This is a genomic window from Chloroflexia bacterium SDU3-3 (assembly GCA_009268125.1).
Classification (GTDB): domain Bacteria; phylum Chloroflexota; class Chloroflexia; order Chloroflexales; family Roseiflexaceae; genus SDU3-3.
In genome coordinates, this window is the sequence record WBOU01000015.1 from 118,703 (window position 1) to 137,156 (window position 18,454).

Here is an 18,454-nt window from a genome sequence, read left to right on the forward strand (position 1 = left end):
TAGGTGATGATACACCCTCTGCGCGTTTTTAACAAAGAATGATCTGCTGTATACTACCAGTACGAATGCAAGTGGAAGAGGATCATGGTATGGATTTCTTGAAACTACAGCGACCTTCACCACATATCCGTACATATACGATCTTTGCCAGTATCTATTTTTTTCTGGCATTTATCCAGCTATCGTTGAAAATACATTTGACGCCAAACTGGACAAATGGAACGCTTGATAGTACTCATCAGCAGCTTATGGCATTTCAGTATGCAAACAACGAACAATCGCGCCTGTTACAATTTATTGTGCCGGAGATATTGCATCGCTTGTTGAACATCTCTATTATCAATGCCTATATTATCCAGCGCTGGATGTTTACCTTTCTGATGTTTCTTGGATTTCACCTCTACCTACGCGCATGGTTTGATGACAAGCTGGCGTTTGGCTGTGTACTTTTTCTTGCGGCTACCATGCCGCTCACCTATATGAACGATCTGCAGGAGAGCACCCCGCTGCTGCTGCTGACCTTTCTGCTGTCGCTATGGGCGATCCGCGAGAATCGACTCATCCTCTATACGCTGGCGCTGGCTGTGGGTGCCCTGAATAATGAGACGGTGCTGATTCTGCCCTTTGTGTATGTGTGCTATAGCTGGCGGGGATTCCAGTGGCGCAGCCTCTTGCATCTTGCGCTGCGCACCGCTCTTACCAGCCTCCCTGCATATGCGATCGTTGGCACGATACGATACGCAACCCGTGATCGACCCCGCCTCGCCGAATTTTGGCAGCTCGATACGAATCTGCACTATCTTTCGGCCCAGCTGTTTGTTCCTTGGTTTGATTACTGGCGGGCCGAATTCCTCCACTTCTTTTTTCTCTTTGGGTTTATCTGGGTCTACGCATTTCTCTTCTTTGCCCAGAAACCGATCTTTCTACGGCGTTCGGGCCTACTTGTGCCCATCTTTGTCGCGTTTCATTTTGTTGGCGGCCTGATCAACGAGATCCGGCTGTTTCTGCCGCTTGCGTTCCTGCTGATCCCGATGGGCGTACTCTACCTCTTCCCCGAGCATGTGCCGGAGCCAGCGGCTCCCTAGCGCCCGCGCTACCCGGCCCGCGTGCCGATCTGCTCGACCACGCCGCGTACAAACGGCGAGCTGAACTCCTCGGCCAGCATGTCCATGGTCAGCGCGTCGTGGCGCACGCCGCCCAGCAGCCGCACGCCGCGCCTGCGCCCGATCAGCTTGAAGCCGACCTTCTCGTACAGCGCAATGGCCCGCGTGTTGTAGGCGTAGACGCCCAGCATGATGTTGTGCAGGTTCAGTAGGTTGAACCCGTAGTCGAGCACAAGCTGGAGCGCCTCGGTGCCGTAGCCTTTGCCCCACGCGCTGCGCTCGCCGATTAGCAGGCCAACCATGGCGGCCTGGTTGATATGGTCGATGTTGAACAGCATGGTGCGCCCGATGGCCTGGTCGCTGGCCAGATCGACCACGGTGAAGACATGGTGCTGGTCGCGCATGGCCGCGCGCACCGCGTCGCGGGCGTGCTCGATCGCCTGCGGGCTGTAGGCCTCGCTGCCCAGCGGGATGCTGGCCGCCAGGTCGTTGTCCCAGCGCGCCCAGTGCTCGGCATCCTCCTCGCTGCAGGGCGAGAGGTAGCATTGCTGCCCAACCAGCTTTCGGTAGTATGGCATCGGTATTGCTGCTTTCTATCAGGTCTTCTGGCGTGTGCGGGCAGCATAGCATGGCGGTGGCGGCGCGGGATCGGGTGCGCGATGGATTGGCGCTCATCCTTGCGATGGGGCGGCCCGATTTGCCCGCCAGCGCCGGGCTGTGGTATAGTGCTGCCCTCAGTCGCGCCCGCTGGTGCGACTGCCTCTGTCGCCTGCCAAGGCTCCGCTGGGACGACCCAGCGCAGATTTTTCATGTGAAGGGGACGACCCCTTGCCGAGGTGTCCCTATGCCATGGGTTATTCTTGCTATCGCTGGCCTGCTTGAGGTGGCCTGGGCGCTGCTGCTGAAGCAGTCCGAGAGCTTCACGCGCCCGCTGCCCACGCTGGGCTTTGCTATCACTATGCTGCTGAGCATGGGCCTGCTCTCCTATGCCCTGAAGAGCCTGCCGGTGGGCACGGCCTACGCGGTGTGGACGGGGATCGGCGCTGCTGGTACGGCCATCCTGGGCATGGTGTGGCTGGGCGAGCCGCGCGATCTGCTGCGGCTCGGCTCGCTGCTACTGCTGCTGGTCGGTATCGTTGGGCTAAAGATGACCAGTGGCCACTAGCATTATCTTGCCTATTTTATTACCGTATCATCATTTGGATGAATCGAGGTACAGATGCCAAGTCACTTTTCTACTATTGGCGTGGCGGTGCGCAGCAATGATGAGTTTGCCGACTATGCGATCCGCACGGTGGAGCAGGGCCGCACGCTCGATGCGCCAGGCGGATCGTATACGGTCTGGGATATGGGCGAGGGCGTGGAGCTGTGGGCGCAGGTGGATGCCGACAACAGTCTGATTGGCCTAAACCCGCATTTCCGTGGCCTGGGGCGCATGGAGGTGCGGCTGGATCACACCGTCGCGCGCCCCGGCGATAGCCCGCTGGATGGGGCCTTCTACGGCTGGGCCGAGCCAAGCGACGATGCGGAGGCGCGGGGTGCCTACCCGCTGGTCTTCGATGTGCCCGACATGCTGGCCTGGGGCGCTCTGGCGCTGCCAGCAACCCACGCGGTGCAGATCAGCGCCTTCGCCCACGACATCGCGACCTTTGCCGACGATGAGGCCTACCGCGCATCCCAGGGCAGCGAGGCGCTGATGGCGGCGGAGTCGTTCATCCCATCGGGGCTGTTCGCGATCGACGGCAAGCCGGGTGCCGCGCCGCAGTCGGAGGCGGTGTTCTCTGGGCATGTGCTGGCCACCCAGGTGCTGACCAACGCGCAGACGGGCGAGCAATTCGCCTGGGCGCATGTGCAGACCTACGGCGGCACTGTGGATGTGGTGGCCGACCTGGCGCTGCTGGCCCAGCCTATGGTGGTGGGCGGCCTCGTGCGCGGCTCGTTTTGGCTTTCGGGGCGCGTGGTGCGCTGGGGGTAGGGCCGTGGCGAGACGCAGCGCGCCCTCCCCGGCGCTGGCTAGCCCACGCTGCGCAGCTGCATCGCCACCTGCTTGCCCGCGCCCGCCGACTGCCGCCCGACCTCGGCGAAGCCCAGCCGCTGGTGGAAGGCCAGCGAGGCGAGGTTGGGCGGCTCCACATCCACCTCGCAGGCCATCCACGCCAATTCGTGCGTCCTGGCGTAGCCCTCGACTTGCTGGTAGAAGGCCCGCCCGAGGCCTCCGCCGCGCTGTGCGGGGCTGATCACCACGCGGTCGATGTAGATAAAGCGCTTGAGGCGGCTGGTAAACCACTGGTAGTTCGAGCTGTCGTAGGCCGCCCCGTCGGCGAAGGCTATGAGGAACCCGACGACCCCCGCCGCGCCCTCGGCGACAAGGTGCAGGCGGGCCATAGCGTGCAGCTGCTGGAGCCTGCGCTCATCCATGGGGCTGAGCACGGCGACTGATTCGGCGTTGAGCTGGAGGACGGCGGCGCTGTCGCGCTGCTCGAAGGGGCGGATGCTGATCTCCATATGCCTGCTTTCTCTCGTGCTTCTCCAAGGCTTGCTGGTGCTTCAAAGCCACGCCTAGCGCAGCGGGAACCCCAGCTGCTCCACGATCTGGCGCAGCACATCACGTCCATCCAGGGCCTGCGGCCCGGCCACCCGTAGCGCCGAGCGCTGCGCCCAGTCAAAATTGCCACGCATGCCCTGGGCGGCGTAGAACGCGCGCATCACCTGCGTGTAGCGCTCAATCTCGGCGTCTTGCGCGCTGGCCTGGTAGTGCTCGCGGTGCAGCACAGCCCCCTGGCCCAGGCGCGGCTTGATCTCGGTGGGCTTGGCCTCGTCGGGCCAGCCCACGCACATGCCGAACACCGGAAACACCCGCGCGGGCAGCCCAAGCTCGCTGGCCACATCCTGCGGGCGGTTGCGCATCCCGCCGATGTAGACGGTGCCCAGCCCCAGCGACTCGGCGGCCACTACGGCGTTCTGCGCGGCCAGCGCGGCGTCGATCGCGCCCAAGAGGAACAGCTCGAAGTAGTCGAGGCCCTCGGAAGGGGTGTTGCGCAGCAGTGCCGCGCGCTCCAGCCGCGCCAGATCGGCCAGCCACACCAGGAAGACCGGGCACGCGTGGATGTGGCGCTGGTCGCCTGCCAGCCGGGCCAGACGGCCCTTCTTGTCTGGCTCCTCCACGGCTACTACGCTCCATGCCTGCAGGTTGGAGGATGTGGATGCCGACTGAGCCGCCGCCACCATGGCCTCCAGCGCGCCCTCGGGCAGAGGGTCGGGGCGGTAGTCGCGCACCGAGCGGTGGTGTAGCAGCAGGTCGATGGTGTCGTTGATCTGTATGGGGTCGGGCTGCCCGCCCTCGCCATAGCGCAGGGCCAGCGCGTCGCTATGGTGTTGATTCATGCCGCTTTCTCCTCTCAGCGTGCTGTTTCTGATACGATGATGCTATTGTAGCGAATATCTGGTATGTTGTGCGCATCATAGCGCTTTATTGCATTCTTTTGCACGCTGCGCTAAGATAGTGTGGCTGAGCGTACCGGGCTGACCTTCTCTCTGTTTATATGACATAATAGTAGAATGATGCCACATGTGTCGATCTACTTTTCTTCTGGCGGTTTGCCTTGCTTTCGTCCCATCTTGCACGATCGGCAGCGCACCTCAGCCGGCACCAACCGACTTTCATGGCCAGTGGATAGCATATATAACGCGGAATGAGCAGCGCTTGGCCACCCAGCTCATCTTGCTGCGCGCCACCATAGCTAGGTGCGCAGCATCAGGTTGTTCGGCAAGCGCTACTACGATACTGAGATCGGGCATGTTGGGGCTGGGGGCAGAGGATCATCGGCTGGTGCTAGGTCTCATGCCTCTCGTGATGGCTCATCGCTCAGGTCAAACGACATCATCACCGTGGGGTGCTGCTCGGCCAGCAGCGCGGCGTATAGGCGCAGGGCAGGCGTGTTCTCTGGCTCGGCCAGCAGCCAGGCGCTGGCGCAGCCCAGCGTGTGGGCGTGGGCAAACATCTGGCGCATTAGGGTGCGGCCTATGCCCCGCCGTTGGTGGCTGGGGGCCACCCCCAGCTCGTTGATCCAGCACTCGGGGGCCTTGTCGGGGTGCACGTAATGCAGCGCCGAGACGAAGCCCACCACCAACACGCCATCCAGCGCCACGATCAGGTGGTGGCGCGGGTCGGCCAAAAACTCGGCGCTCCAGCGCGGGTCGATGGCGTGGTCGAACACATCCGGCGCGACATGGTCGAGGATGTGGGCCTCATCGGCGCGCACAAGCTGGTAGGTGATCGTCATAGTGCCTCCGGCTCACGGTCAAGCGCCATCGCCCGCTGGCTGATCGGCAGCAGCGCCACCAGCATGATCAGGATGCCGTTGGCTATTTTGATGGCGGTGCGGAGGCCATGGTGGGCGATCCCGCGCCGATCCGCGCCATCCTGTCAAGGTCGCTGCTGCACTATCGCCTAGCGAGGCATGGCCGGTGCCTGTGGCTCATCCTCCAGATCGGCTGGCTGCGCGATAACCTGATCGAAGATCGGACCCACGTGCGAGATCAGTAGCATCAGCCCGCTGGGGTTGGGCGCCAGCATCGGCTCGATGACATCGTGGCCCTCCCAGAACCAGCGGTCGCGGTGGCCCAGCCACGACCCGCGCAGCCGATCGTCGCCTAGGTGAAAGCTCTCGCCCGCCTGGAGGCGGTCGGCCTCCTGCTCGGAGCACTCGACCACGTTGATCGAGATGCAGTCGCTGGCGTAGATCTGCGCGCGCGGCCTGGAGCCAAACTCATCGGCGATTCCCTGCAGGATGGCCGTTGTCGGCTCGTCAGGCGACGCCCACAGGTACATCATCGACTGCTGCTCGAGCTCCAGCATCTGCGGGTAGAAGCGGTCTACCACCTCTTCGACGCGGAACATGTGCTGCCAAGACCGGATGCGGGCGGGGAGCCATGGCCAACGCTGCCAGGCAAACCAGCGCTTGAGTGCGAGCATCACAACCTCCTCCAAACACCGTCGGCTGAATGGCCTGGGCGCCCATGATCCAAATGTAGCTGGCAGGTGAGGGTTCATGACAATTTTGCGTGTGAATCTATCGTACCACAACTTCTGCCACGCTGCCGAGCTGAGAATCGGTAGGCCAGGGCCGATGTTCTCTCAGTTCGGCAGCATGCTTTTACCACCAAGAGGCCAAGATATCAAGGGGACAAAAGGGAACGAATGCCACGAAGGCCCGAGGGCATGAAGGGCGAAAAGGTGTCTGAGAAATGGCGCGGCGCCATTTTCAGCGCACCCATGCGGTGAAGGTGCTGCGCGCGAGCAGCGTTGCCCGCCAGCCCTGCGCTGTGCAAAAAAGCGCCACCGGCATCAGCCAGTGGCGCTTTCGGTTTGGGCCTATGCGGCTACTTCCAGGTCTCGGCGGTGCGGCTCACGGTGCCGCTGGCGGGCGTGGTGAAGGCTCGGTTCGCGCCGCTCTCCCATGTCACGTTGCCCGCGCTATCCTTCTTGATGTACTTGTACTCGATGGCCGTGGATGGCGGCAGGCTCACGGTGCCTGTCCACACCGGGTAGCTGGCCGACGAGAGCAGGATGGCGCTGCTGGTGTTCCACGCGCCAAGCGCCGCCACGTTGCCCACCACATAGACGTTCTGACCCCACACTGTGGTGGCGTTCACCCCAAAGCTGGTGGCGATCGCGCTGGCTGGTGTGGGCGTGGCCGTCGGGGTCGTCGCTGGCGTGGCCGTCGGGGTCGTCGCGCCGATCTTCGCTCCGCCGTAGAGCGCCACCGCGCTCATCGCGGGCACGGTGATGCTGGCCGTGCCGCTGGCGCTGACGGTAATGCCCGTGCCGGTGCAGGTGCCAGCGCTGGTCGCAAAGTCGTAGTGGATGACATCGCAGTAGCTTCCGGCTGGTAGCCCGGTGGTGAAGGTGCGCGTCAGTGGGGTGCTCTCGCGGTTGATCGCCACGAAGCCGAGTGTGCCACGGCTAAACGCGATCTGGTTATTGCCGTTGTCCCACCAGTTGGCCACGGCGGCCCCGCTGGTATAGTTGCGGAACGGCACCATGTTGCCGATTGTGCGCCAGCGGTGCTCGCAGACCCAGCCGCTGCCCACGGTCTGGCTGAAGCAGTTGGGTGTGCTGCTGCCGCTGGGGTAGATGCTTAGCGTGTTGCCGTTCGCGTCCGAGGGCGGGCCAGCGTCGGTCCCGGCGCCGGTGCTGCGGTCGAAGGCGTAGCTCGACATGATCACCGGGTAGCCAAACGGCCACGCGAGCATGAAGATGTTCGACAGGTCGTTCAGCGAGCCGTTGTGGTAGGTGATCACGGGGTTGCTGCTGCTGCGCTGGGTGTCGTGGTTGCTGGTGAATACCACGGCCTTATCGCTGGCCATGAAGCCCCATGTCTCGCCAAAGGTCTTCAGCTCCGAGATTTTCTCGTAGCCGCCGCTGTAGCTGGTGTTGAGGAACTTGTTGCTCAGCTTGTACTCGTACTGAAACTCGGTGATGTCGGCGCTGCCGCCGCCCACGCTGTAGTAGTCGCTGGGCTGCACGGCCTCGCCGGTGCTGCCGATCACCTCAAGGAAGAAGTAGGGGTCTGGCTCCACCGCCGCATTCACCTGGGATACGATTGCGGCCACATCGGCGGCGCTCATGTGCTTGGCGGCGTCGATCCGGAAGCCGCGCACGCCCATGTTGGCCAGCGCGATCATGTAGTTGGCGATGGTGCTGCGCACGTAGCTGCTGCTGGTGTTCAGATCCGAGAGGCCGCTGAGCTCGCAGTTCTGCACGTTGCCAGCATCGTTGTAGTTGCTGATATTGCTGTGGCAGCTGTGGAAATCTTGCTCGCTGTAGGTGCCGGGGTAGGTGTATTTGCTGTAGGCCGAGCCGTTGCTGCCGTGGTAGTAGGTGCCATCGAATCCGGTGCCGCCGCCTGCGGTCATGTGGTTGATCACGGCGTCGGCGTAGATGTCCACGCCCACGTTATGGCAGCGCGTCACCATGTCCTGGAACTCGGCCAGGGTGCCGCTGCGGCTCTTGGCTAGGCTGTAGCTCACCGGCTGGTAGCGCTCCCACCAGGGATAGGTGCCGTTGCTCTGGATGATGGCGTGCTCGTTGGGGGGCGAGATCTGCACGGCAGAGAAGCCCTGGGGGCCAAGGTAGGTCTCGCACTCTTTGGCGATATCGGTCCATTTCCACTCGAAAAGCTGGACAAACACGGTGCGCGGGCTGGTGATACTCTGGGCTTGCACGCTGCTGCGCTGGGCCACAAAGCCGCTGCCGAGGGTGAGGATAAGGGAGAGGGTGAGGGCGATCCGGGAGCATAGCCGGTTCGTTGGGCGCATACTTCCTCCTTTGAAGTATTGTCAATGAGCCACCGCCGTGGTAGGCTCGGCATCCCCCTATGTTGGTTGTGTGGTATCGTCGGCGGAGCTACGCGCGATACAAGGCAACGCCTCGTGGTGTGTGTGGCGCTGTGTTCAAAACTAGTTCAGTAAATCGGTTTAGCCGAGCATAGCACGGCGCTGATAGGTTGTCAAGAGGTTAATAGCTAAACCTAGGGCTATGCATTGTCGTTCAGCAGAACGTCTTTACCACCAACACCAAGGGCACAAAAGGGAACGAATACTACGAAGGCCACTGGTCACCTAGGGCGCATACCGCGCTGGGCGAATGTCGGCACTGCTTCCAGCGTTGCCGTTCGCCCCAGCACAGTGCACGGGCAGAACGCAGCGACCCTGGGCTAACCCGAATAGCCCTTTTTTCGGTCTTGACAAGCTGGTTTTGTTGATGTACTATTTATGCACATATGTGTATATATGTAAAAGAAAGCGACGGGCTATGTCAGAACTCTTTCAAACCCGACTGGTCGAGCCAGCCAGCGATATCCGCGCCGAGCCAGCGTACAGTGCGCTCTGCAGCATCGCGATGCTGCACAAGGCCGCATCGCAGGGCAGCATCGCCCGCTGGGCGCGCGAGGCCGCCAGCGCGCTGAACCCCAGCCAGCTGGCCCTCAACCAGCTGATCTTCACCGCGCTCGGCCCCGCGTTGCTCTTCCCCGGGGCCTGGGCTAGCTTCCCCGACTACCTAGATGCGCTGGCCACCCAGCACCCCAGCGAGCTGCGCGAGCGCGTGCTGGCGCAGCGCAGCGCTGCCGAGCTGGCCGCCCCCGAGGTCGCCGCGCTGCTTGCCGACCCGTTCCAGCTGCACGACCTGATCGTGGCCCACCTGCGCGGCGTGTGGGATGGCTCGCTCGCGGCGGAGTGGGCGGCGGCGCAGCGCAAGATCGACGCCCAGGTGCGGCTGCTGCGCCTATCGGCCCCTGGCTCGGGCGTCAGCCCGGAGCGCATCCGCCAGAACCTGCTGCAGTTTATTGCCGGGCCGCTGGGGGTGGGCGCGGGCATCCGCGAGCTGGTGTTTGTGCCCTCGCCCCACGTGGGCGGCCTCACCACCCAGCTGACCGTGGGCGCGGTGCAGTATGTGTTTTTCGATGCCGAGCTTCACTACCACGTGCTGCTGCGCGATACCCCTGTGCGCGACATGGAGCTGATCGGGCGGCTGAGCGCCCTGACCGAGCCTGCGCGGCTGCGGGTGCTGGCCCTGCTGGCGCAGCATGGCGAGCTGACCATGCAGGATCTAATAGAGCACATGCAGACCAGCCAGCCGAATGTTTCGCGCTACCTTAAATCGCTGGCGGGCTATGTGGCCGAGCAGCGCGGCAGGGATGGCCGCAAGCGCTACCGCCTTGTCCCTAGTCAGATTGACGTAACCTTTGATGCGCTGCGCACAGCCATCGCGGCACCCGCCGCGCCCGCCCCGCAGCAGGAGGAGACCATGGAAACGACCGATCTCGCGCGCTATCTCAATGCCCATGGCCAGGTGCTGGCCTGGCCGAAGGCCGGGGCCGCCCGCAGCGCGCTGCTGCGCTACCTCGCCGATACCTTCACGCCTGGCGAGGAGTACGCCGAGAAGGCGGCCAACGCCCAGATCGCCCAGTATGTGCCTGCGCACCTGCGCGACCACGTGACCGTGCGGCGCGACCTGATCGACGACGGCTTTCTCCAGCGCTCGGCAGATGGCGCTCGCTACTGGCGCACCGCCGAGCAGGCCGGGGTCGCCCCGCGCCAGCTTTCCGACGAGGAGGCCTACCGGCAGTACTGGGGCCAAGACCCCGAGGGCACATCCGCTTCCTAATTTCCTAGGGCGGCGCGCTGGCCGCGTGTGTGTGGAGCCGAGCGCGCAGCCCACGAGCATTTTTTGAAAGGTCTCTTATGGCAAAGCAGAAGTTCGAGCGGACCAAGCCACATGTCAATATTGGCACCATCGGCCATGTCGACCATGGCAAGACCACGCTGACCGCCGCTATCACCAAGGTGCTGGCCCTACGCGGCGCGGCCAAGTTCACGAGCTACGACCAGATCGACAACGCCCCCGAGGAGCGCGCGCGCGGCATCACCATCGCCATCCGCCACGTCGAGTACGAGACAGAGAAGCGCCACTACGCGCATGTGGACTGCCCCGGCCACGCCGACTACATCAAGAACATGATCACCGGCGCGGCCCAGATGGATGGTGCCATCCTGGTGGTCTCGGCCCCCGATGGCCCTATGCCGCAGACCAAGGAGCACGTGCTGCTGGCCTACCAGGTGCAGGTGCCCGCAATGGTCGTCTTCCTGAACAAGGTTGACCTGATGGATGATGAGGAGCTGCTGGAGCTAGTGGAGCTAGAGCTGCGCGACCTGCTGACTCAGAACCACTTCGATGGCGACCGTGTGCCGATCGTCCGTGGCTCGGCGCTGGCTGCGCTGGCCTGCACCTCGCAGGATATCAGCGCGTCGGAGTACCAGTCGATCCTGGACCTGATGCAGGCGGTGGATGAGGCCATCCCCACGCCCCAGCGCGCGGTAGACCAGCCATTCCTGATGCCGGTGGAGGATGTGTTTGCGATCAAGGGGCGCGGCACCGTGGTGACGGGTCGTGTCGAGCGCGGCAAGATCAAGATCGGCGAGACGATAGAGATCGTGGGCATGCACGACGGCGCGCCGCAGAAGACGGTGGTGACGGGCGTGGAGATGTTCCAGAAGACGTTGGATGAGGGCCAGGCGGGCGACAACGTGGGCGTGCTGCTGCGCGGCGTCGAGCGCTCGGATGTGCAGCGTGGCCAGGTGCTGTGCGCCCCCAGCTCGATCAGGCCGCTGCAGAAGTTCAAGGCCCAGGTGTATGTGCTGAAGAAGGAGGAGGGTGGCCGCCACACGCCGTTCTTCGCTGGCTACCGCCCGCAGTTCTACGTGCGCACCACCGATGTGACCGGTTCGATCATGCTGCCCGAGGGCATGGAGATGGTGATGCCGGGCGACAACATCGAGATGGATGTGGAGCTGATCGTGCCGGTGGCGATCGAGGAGGGGGTGCGCTTCGCGATCCGCGAGGGTGGGCGCACCGTCGGCTCGGGCGTGGTCACTGGCGTGCAGCGCTAGCGCTCCTACGGCGGCAGGTAGCCCCTGCCGCCGTGCCCTGTCGGGAGCACCGGCTATGCCTGGGGCAGCAGTTGGTGCAGCTCTTTGGCCAGCGAGGCCGATGAGAATGGCTTCATGATGAACGCGCTGGCCCCGGCCTTGCGCGCCAGCGGCTCGACCCCGCTGTCCCCCGACAGGATGACGATCGGCACCCGCACATCCTGGCTGCGCAGCATCGTGGTCAGCGCCACCCCGTCGATTGGCGTCATATAGGCGTCGGTGATGATCAGATCGGCGCTATCGCTGGCAAAGCAGTCGAGCGCGGCCTTGCCATTGGCAACCTTCGAGATCCGCGCCGATGGGTAGGCATGCTGAACCATCCTGCTGATCAGGTTGCGGACAAGGTCCGAGTCGTCGATGATTAGGATGTGGTAGGGTGGTGTCATGGATGTGCTCATCATAGGCGTTACAGTTAGGAAGACTGTATCACATTTTGACGGTAGCGCGGCGGGTACTGCGTAAATCTCAGCCCTTTCTTGTTAGGGCAAAGCGAGAGAGACGTAGATGCCGAGATGCTGCGTGCGCGACATGGCGTGCGGGGCGCTTGGCCTGGCGTGCTGCTCAGGTGCCAAACTCTGTAGAAGAAGTACTGGCATTATAGCACAAGCATCGCTATTTCATCCTAGCAGCTCGCGAGCGATCTGATCGCACGGTGATATGAATCTAGCGCAGCACGCCCAATCAGCGTGTCGGATGTGGCCTTCTGCGCGCAGGTGTGGCGGGCCGCGATCTGCCCGCGCAGCGCCGACTCCTCGATGCTGCGCCCCTCCAGCACATAGCTGGTTAGGAACCCGACCGCCAGCGCGTCGCCCGCGCCGTTGCTATCCACGATCGGCAGGTCGAGCGGCGGCGGCGGGTAGTGTGCCACACCGGCGCTGCTGGCCACCGCGCAGCCCTGCGCGCCGCGCCCCACCACCACGATCAGCTCGGGCCTTGCCCGCAGCCACGGCCCCACCAGCGCCGCCAGGTCGGGGAAGTTGGCCGCCGAGCAGAACAGGATGTCGGCGCTGGCGATAAAATCCTGGCGATAGGGGTCGCTGGGGTCGGTCACATCCTGCAGGTCGCATGCGATCACGCTGCCGCCCTGGCGGGCGATCGGCAGCAGCTGCCGCGCCCAGTTGGGCAGGTGGAAGACCGCCAGCCGCGCGCCCGCCAGCACCTGGGCGGCGCTGGCCAGGTCGGGCGCGAGCTGCATGTGGCCCTTGCCATCGTAGAAGTTTTTGCGCCGCCCGTCGCGGTACATGATGTTCACGCTGCGGCATGTGCCCGCCGGATCAATGAACAGCGCGCTGGCATCCACGCCATCGGCGGCCAGCGTGGCGCGGATGTGATCGGCGTGGTAGTCGTCGCCCACCGCCCCGATGAAGGCGGTGTGTCTGCCCAGCTGGGCGAAACCCCGGCTGCTGTAGCCGCCGGCCTGCCCCACATAGTCCAGATCCTCGGTGAAGTTGGCCTCGACGCTGAAGTCGATATCCGCCCCTGGCAGGTAGATATTGGTGTCGATCCCGATGTTGCCAACCACCACAACCTCAAACGGCGCTGCCATCTTTTTCTCCTGTTGCTAGGCGCGCACCCAGATCTGCAGCGGGCCAGCCTGCTCGAAGCCTAGATCCAGCGCCGCCGCCAGCGCATCGCCGGACTCGTAGCCCGCCAGCGGGGTGCGCGGGAACGCCGCGATCACCGCAGCGATGCCGCCCGCGAGGTCGTCGCCAAAGGTGTTGCTGATGCCCACCACGCCGCTGCTGCGGTTCGCCACCACCCCACCCACGATCTGCTCGCCACGGTAGGCCGCGAAGAAGCCGATCCGCGCATCGTGCAGCAGCGCGGGCTGGAACAGCTGGGCCGACTCGGCAGGGGCGTTGGCCGGGTCGGCCTGCCAGGCCTGCTCCCAGTGGGCCAGCTGCTGCGGCGTGGTGATGCGCGACCATGCTGCGGCGCTTGCGGGCGCGGGCGTGTCGGCGCTGCGCCACACCCAGCTGGCCTGGATGATGCTGCGGAAGCCCTCGGCGCTCAGGTCGAGCGCGTGGAAGCTGTCCTTCACGCCCAGCGCAAGATGTGGCGCGGCGTCGCGCAGCTGGCGGATGCCCTGCAGCTGGGCCTTGGCCTGCTCGGGCGCGCGCGTGATGGCGCGGGGGTAGAGCGGCAGGCCCTCCTGCTCGCTGTACCACAGGCTGTGGCTCCACTGGCCGGGCCTGCCGTGGCTGCGGTAGACTGTCTCGCACCACACGATGTTGTTATCGACCGCCGCCTGAACATTACTTCGCTGCCACATCTTGGTTTCTTTCTATCGCTATGCGCTCTCAGTGTGAGCAGCGCAGGTTTTCTGCCTAGCGGTGCCGCAGCTGCTTGGCCAAGATATCGCCAAGCCACTGGATGATCTGAACCAGCACCACCAGCACCACCACGGTGGCCACCATCACGTTCACCTGGAAGCGCTGGTAGCCGTAGGTGATCGCCAGGTTGCCCAGGCCGCCGCCGCCCACCGCGCCCGCCATGGCCGAGTAGCCGATCAGGCTGATGATCGTGATTGTCGCGCCGCTGACCAGCCCAGGGATGGCCTCGGGGATGAGCACCTTGGTGATGATCTGGGCGTTGGTGCAGCCCATAGCTTGGGCCGCCTCGATCAGCCCGCGGTCCACCTCGCGCAGCGCCGATTCGGCCACGCGGGCGTAGAAGGGGATGGCTGCCACGGCCAGCGGCACGATCGCGGCGGTGCTGCCGATGGATGTGCCCACGACCAGCCGCGTGAACGGGATGATCGCGATCAGCAGGATGATGAAAGGCAGCGAGCGCCCGACGTTGATGATTGCCGCCAGGATCTGGTTGACCGCGCGGTTGGGAAACAGCCCGTTGCGGTCGGTGGTGATCAGGGCGATGCCTAGCGGCAGCCCGAAGATGATCGCGATCAGCGTCGAGATCCCCACCATATAGAATGTCTCGCCGGTGGCCTTCCACAGGTTGTTGATCAGGGTCTGGCTCACGCGCGCACCTCCACGTGCAGGTTCTGGCCGCGCAGGTAGGCCAGCGCGTCGGCGGTCTGCGTGCCGCTCAGCTCGATCTGCATCTGGCCGATCCGCTGGCCACCGACCAGCTCGATGCTGCCGCTCAGGATGTTCATGTCGATGTCGAAGTTGCGCACGAGGTTCGAGAGCAGCGGCTCGTCGGCGGAGCCGCTGGTGTAGGTGATGGTCACCAGGGTTGCGCCGGGCTGCGGGGTGTGCTCGGCGTGCTGCGGGAAGATCTCGCGGGCCAGCAGCGAGGCGGGCTGGGCCGCCAGCTCGGCCACGGTGCCCTGCTCGGCGATTCGGCCATCGCGCAGCACCGCCACGCGGTCGCAGATCTGCTTCACCACGCTCATCTCGTGGGTGATCAGCAGGATGGTGAGGCCCAGCCTGCGGTTGAGGTCGCGCAGCAGCTCCAGGATGGATCGCGTGGTCTGCGGGTCGAGCGCCGATGTGGCTTCGTCGGAGAGCAGCACCTGCGGCTGGCTAGCTAGGGCGCGGGCGATGCCCACCCGCTGCTTCTGCCCGCCCGAGAGCTGGGCCGGGTAGGCCTTGGCCCGCTCGGTCAGTCCCACCAGGTCGATCAGCTCGGCCACGCGGGCGGCGCGGGCCTGCCGGTCCACGCCGATCACCTCAAGCGGCAGCGCGATGTTTTCGGCCACGGTGCGCGAGGAGAGCAGGTTGAAGTGCTGGAAGATCATGCCGATCTTCTGGCGGGCGTGGCGCAGCTCGGCCCCGGCCAGCGCGGTCATCTCCTGGCCATCCACCACCACCGAGCCGGATGTGGGGCGCTCCAGCATGTTCACGCAGCGGATGAGAGTGCTCTTGCCCGCGCCGCTCTGGCCCAGCACGCCGAAGACCTCGCCCGCCTGCACGTCGAGGCTCACGTCATCCAGTGCGGCCACGCGCTGCTCGCCCGCGCCGTAGGTTTTACGTAGGTGTTCGATATGGATCATGTCACTTCGTTTCGTCTGAGTATGCCGTAGTGTACTCGAAAAGTGCGCTTTGGCACAAATGCGCGCCCTATTTGACTTGGGTCTATGCGTTCTGTCCGATGTTTTTTTGCATCTTGGTATCTTGAGGGCGGATCGTTTTTCCTTCGTGCCTCCGCGTCTTCGTGGTATTGATTCTCTATTGACCTTGGTGTCTTGGAGTCTTGGTGGTAAAAGAATCTTCAGTCTGCCGAGAACGTATAGGCCCTGCCCTATTTGATGCGAAAAAAGCTTTGCCGCTGCGTGGTGGCAGCGGCAAAGCCGAGAGAGTTGCCTACAGGATTGTGGCTAGAAGGCTGGGAGCACGGAGCCCTGGTACTTCTCCTCGATGAACTTCTTGACCTCGGGGCTGTTCAGCAGCTTGGCCAGCTTCTGGATGCCGGGGTCGTTCTCCTTGCCCTGCAGCGTGGCCAGCACATTGGCGTAGGGGTTGTTCTGGCCCGACTCCAGCGCTAGCGCATCCTTGCTGGGCGTGAAGCCCGCCTCGATGGCGTAGTTGCCGTTGATCACGGCCAGATCCACATCATCCAGCGAGCGCGGCAGCTGGGCGGCCTCAAGCTCGGTGATGTTCAGGTTCTTGGGGTTGGCGGTGATGTCGTCTTTGGTGGCGTTGGTGCTCACGCCGTCCTTCAGCGTCAGCAGGCCGTTTGCGGCCAGCAGCTGCAGCGCGCGCCCGCCATTAGTGGCGTCGTTGGGGATGGCCACGGTCGCGCCGTCGGCCACGTCGGCCAGGGCCTTCAGCTTCTTGGAGTAGATGCCCAGCGGCTCGATGTGGACGTTGGTCACAGCCACTAGCGGGATGTTGTTCTCCTTGGCGAAGGTCTCCATGTAGGGCACGTGCTGGAAGAAGTTGGCGTCTAGCTGGCCCTCGGCTAGGGCCGTGTTCGGCAGCACGTAGTCAGTGAACTCGGTAATCTCAAGGTTCAGGCCCTCTTTTGCGGCCAGGTTCTCCTTGATGAAGTTCAGGATCTCGGTGTGCGGCACTGGCGATGCGCCCACGCGCACCGTGATCAGCTCGCCCGTGGCAGCTTCGGCGGTGGTGGCGGCCTCGGCGGTGGCCTCAGCCGTGGCGGCCTCGGCGGTGGCGGCGACCTCAGTTACGGTTGCCTCGGCGGTGGCGGCAACCTCAGTTACGGCGGCCTCAGCCGTGGCGGCGCTGGTGGCGGCGGGCGCGCTGGTGGCGGCGGGCGCGCTGGCGCTTGCGCCGCAGCCCGAGAGTACAACCCCAAGCGCGATAAGCGCGGGCATGACACGGAGAGTCTGTTTGAGCATTTGTTCCCTCTTTCCAAACCGGTGGCGCGATTGAATACGATGCCTGCTCGGTCGCCTCGCCTGGAGGCTGTCCGAAATTCGCTGTTGACGCCACGGGGCGATTATAGCATAGAAATGATTGTTGATAAACATTGTATGGAAACGAAAGAATACATCGTAAGACTGAAATTTTGCCCTGTTGCCCTTGAGCGCAGGTGTTTGGTGGGTGTTTTTGGCGAGCGTTCGAGGTGTAGGTCATCCCCGTGGCGTGTCGCCGCTGCCAGCTGCGGAAGTACGGCGAGGGCTTTTCTTCGCAGCGCATGCGGCGGGGGCGAGGCGCTGATCATGGCGCTTGCGGTGCCCTTGCCGCAGGTGGCGAGCGTGACGGAGATCATGGCCTTGCGGCCCGCCTGCCCTAGCCCAGCAGCGCGGCCAGCTCGGCGCGGGTGGGCATGGCCGCCTGGGCCCCGCGCCGTGTAGTGGCCAGCGCGCCGCCTGCCGCGCCCCAGCGCGCCGCCTCCTCAAGCGGCATCCCCAGGCTCAGCGCGGCGGCCAGCGCGCCGTTGAAGGCGTCGCCCGCCGCCACCGTGTCCACCGCCTCTACTGCGAAGGCGGGCAGCCATACCCCTCGCCCGCCCGCGAGCACATACGCGCCCCTGCCGCCCAGCTTGATGATCGCGCCGCCTGCCCCGCGCTCGCACAGCAGCTCGGCGGCGCGGGCGATCGCCGCATCGTCGGCTAGCGCGAAGCCCACCAGCGCCGCTGCCTCGGTCTCGTTGGGGGTGATGATGTCCACCTGGCGCAGCAGCGCGGCTGGCAGCGGCTGGGCTGGGGCCGGGTCGAGCACCACCAGCACCCCGCGCTCGCGCGCCGCCGCCGCTGCGGCCTCCACCGCCGCCAGCGGCACCTCCAGCTGCAGCAGCAGCACCTTCGCACCGGCGAGCTGGCGCTCCAGCGCATCTAGCTCGGCCTCGCCCACGGCCCCGTTGGCCCCCGGCACCACCACGATGGTGTTCTCGCCCCGCGCGTCCACGGTGATCACGGCGATGCCGCTGGGCAGATCTGCCGCTGTGCCTAGCCCAGTCACCCCCACGCCCTCGCGCTCAAGCCCGCGCCGCAGCTCGTGGCCAAAGCTGTCGGCCCCGAGTTTTCCCACAAACGCGGTGGGCACGCCCAGGCGCGCGCATGCCACCGCCTGGTTTGCGCCCTTGCCGCCCGGCACGCTGGCGAAGCCGCTGCCGCTCAGCGTCTCGCCCGCCTGCGGCAGGCGGGCCACGCTGGCGACCAGATCCATATTGATGCTGCCAAAGACCACGATGCTCATGGGTGCTCCTCATCTGTTTGGGGCCGCAGGGCCTATGCCTCAATCTGCTCACCGCCATAGCTGCGGCACTGCTATTGTACGGCTGCCCGCAGCACAACGCTATGCGGAGCATCGGAGGTGTGCGCTTGCCGCGCGGGTAATGGTAGGAACACGATACCGATCAATGAACCCTACGCAAGCAACGATTCAAGCCAATATCACTTTTTTGGCAACCATTCGTGCTCGATGGCCGATGACCTACATTGTGGTCATCGCCCCCAATCCGATGATCGCAATGCGACGCAACGGGTG

At 64.3% G+C, this 18,454-nt stretch carries 18 protein-coding genes; 5 read left to right on the forward strand and 13 right to left on the reverse strand.

All coding sequences use genetic code 11. From position 1 onward, the window contains the following. Positions 1-89: 89 nt before the first annotated feature. A complete protein-coding gene (locus F8S13_21220) occupies positions 90-1,085 on the forward strand; it encodes a hypothetical protein (GenBank protein KAB8141042.1) in 996 nt (331 codons plus the stop codon). Between the two features lie 8 nt (positions 1,086-1,093). Here the strand turns inward: F8S13_21220 and F8S13_21225 are convergent, their stop codons facing one another. After that, positions 1,094-1,681, reverse strand: a complete 588-nt coding sequence (locus tag F8S13_21225; protein ID KAB8141043.1) for a GNAT family N-acetyltransferase — start codon at positions 1,679-1,681, stop codon at positions 1,094-1,096. A 266-nt stretch (positions 1,682-1,947) separates the two neighbouring features. Between F8S13_21225 and F8S13_21230 the strand changes: the two genes are divergently transcribed. Next, positions 1,948-2,268 (forward strand): multidrug efflux SMR transporter, encoded by a 321-nt coding sequence (locus F8S13_21230; protein ID KAB8141044.1) that lies wholly within the window; start codon positions 1,948-1,950, stop codon positions 2,266-2,268. 54 nt (positions 2,269-2,322) lie between these two features. After that, entirely contained in the window at positions 2,323-3,078 is a 756-nt protein-coding gene (locus F8S13_21235) for a hypothetical protein (GenBank protein KAB8141045.1), read from the forward strand. 38 nt (positions 3,079-3,116) lie between these two features. Here the strand turns inward: F8S13_21235 and F8S13_21240 are convergent, their stop codons facing one another. The 5 genes from F8S13_21240 to F8S13_21260 all read right to left on the reverse strand — a co-directional run bounded on the left by F8S13_21240 (position 3,117) and on the right by F8S13_21260 (position 8,423). Further along, the gene (locus F8S13_21240) at positions 3,117-3,608 is read right to left on the reverse strand and encodes a GNAT family N-acetyltransferase (protein KAB8141046.1); all 492 of its coding nucleotides are present in this window, start codon (positions 3,606-3,608) and stop codon (positions 3,117-3,119) included. Between the two features lie 54 nt (positions 3,609-3,662). Next, complete coding sequence (locus F8S13_21245) at positions 3,663-4,487, reverse strand: NADPH-dependent oxidoreductase (protein ID KAB8141047.1); 825 nt, start codon at positions 4,485-4,487, stop codon at positions 3,663-3,665. Between the two features lie 455 nt (positions 4,488-4,942). Then, positions 4,943-5,386, reverse strand: coding sequence for a GNAT family N-acetyltransferase (locus F8S13_21250; GenBank protein KAB8141048.1), 444 nt, complete (start codon positions 5,384-5,386; stop codon positions 4,943-4,945). A 167-nt stretch (positions 5,387-5,553) separates the two neighbouring features. Continuing rightward, entirely contained in the window at positions 5,554-6,078 is a 525-nt protein-coding gene (locus tag F8S13_21255; GenBank protein KAB8141049.1) for a hypothetical protein, read from the reverse strand. A gap of 407 nt (positions 6,079-6,485) precedes the next feature. Next, the gene (locus tag F8S13_21260; protein KAB8141050.1) at positions 6,486-8,423 is read right to left on the reverse strand and encodes an ATPase; all 1,938 of its coding nucleotides are present in this window, start codon (positions 8,421-8,423) and stop codon (positions 6,486-6,488) included. A 328-nt stretch (positions 8,424-8,751) separates the two neighbouring features. Between F8S13_21260 and F8S13_21265 the strand changes: the two genes are divergently transcribed. After that, a complete protein-coding gene (locus F8S13_21265; protein ID KAB8141051.1) occupies positions 8,752-10,272 on the forward strand; it encodes a DUF2087 domain-containing protein in 1,521 nt (506 codons plus the stop codon). Between the two features lie 77 nt (positions 10,273-10,349). Beyond that, positions 10,350-11,555 carry an elongation factor Tu gene (gene tuf, locus F8S13_21270; protein ID KAB8141052.1) on the forward strand — a complete coding sequence of 402 codons (1,206 nt, stop codon included), beginning with the start codon at positions 10,350-10,352 and terminating at the stop codon, positions 11,553-11,555. Between the two features lie 53 nt (positions 11,556-11,608). Here the strand turns inward: tuf and F8S13_21275 are convergent, their stop codons facing one another. The 7 genes from F8S13_21275 to rbsK form a co-directional block, all read right to left on the reverse strand. After that, on the reverse strand, positions 11,609-11,995 hold the full coding sequence (locus tag F8S13_21275; protein KAB8141053.1) for a response regulator: 387 nt from the start codon (positions 11,993-11,995) through the stop codon (positions 11,609-11,611). A 221-nt stretch (positions 11,996-12,216) separates the two neighbouring features. Next, on the reverse strand, positions 12,217-13,140 hold the full coding sequence (locus F8S13_21280; GenBank protein ID KAB8141054.1) for a carbohydrate kinase family protein: 924 nt from the start codon (positions 13,138-13,140) through the stop codon (positions 12,217-12,219). A gap of 15 nt (positions 13,141-13,155) precedes the next feature. Then, positions 13,156-13,866, reverse strand: a complete 711-nt coding sequence (locus F8S13_21285; GenBank protein ID KAB8141055.1) for a hypothetical protein — start codon at positions 13,864-13,866, stop codon at positions 13,156-13,158. Between the two features lie 55 nt (positions 13,867-13,921). Continuing rightward, positions 13,922-14,575 carry an ABC transporter permease gene (locus tag F8S13_21290; GenBank protein ID KAB8141056.1) on the reverse strand — a complete coding sequence of 218 codons (654 nt, stop codon included), beginning with the start codon at positions 14,573-14,575 and terminating at the stop codon, positions 13,922-13,924. Beyond that, positions 14,572-15,552 carry a methionine ABC transporter ATP-binding protein gene (locus F8S13_21295; GenBank protein ID KAB8141057.1) on the reverse strand — a complete coding sequence of 327 codons (981 nt, stop codon included), beginning with the start codon at positions 15,550-15,552 and terminating at the stop codon, positions 14,572-14,574. Before F8S13_21295 ends, F8S13_21290 begins: the two co-directional genes overlap by 4 nt. 324 nt (positions 15,553-15,876) lie before the next feature. Further along, positions 15,877-16,836, reverse strand: a complete 960-nt coding sequence (locus tag F8S13_21300; protein KAB8141094.1) for an ABC transporter substrate-binding protein — start codon at positions 16,834-16,836, stop codon at positions 15,877-15,879. Between the two features lie 418 nt (positions 16,837-17,254). After that, positions 17,255-18,163, reverse strand: coding sequence for a ribokinase (gene rbsK, locus F8S13_21305; GenBank protein ID KAB8141058.1), 909 nt, complete (start codon positions 18,161-18,163; stop codon positions 17,255-17,257). Positions 18,164-18,454 lie beyond the last annotated feature (291 nt).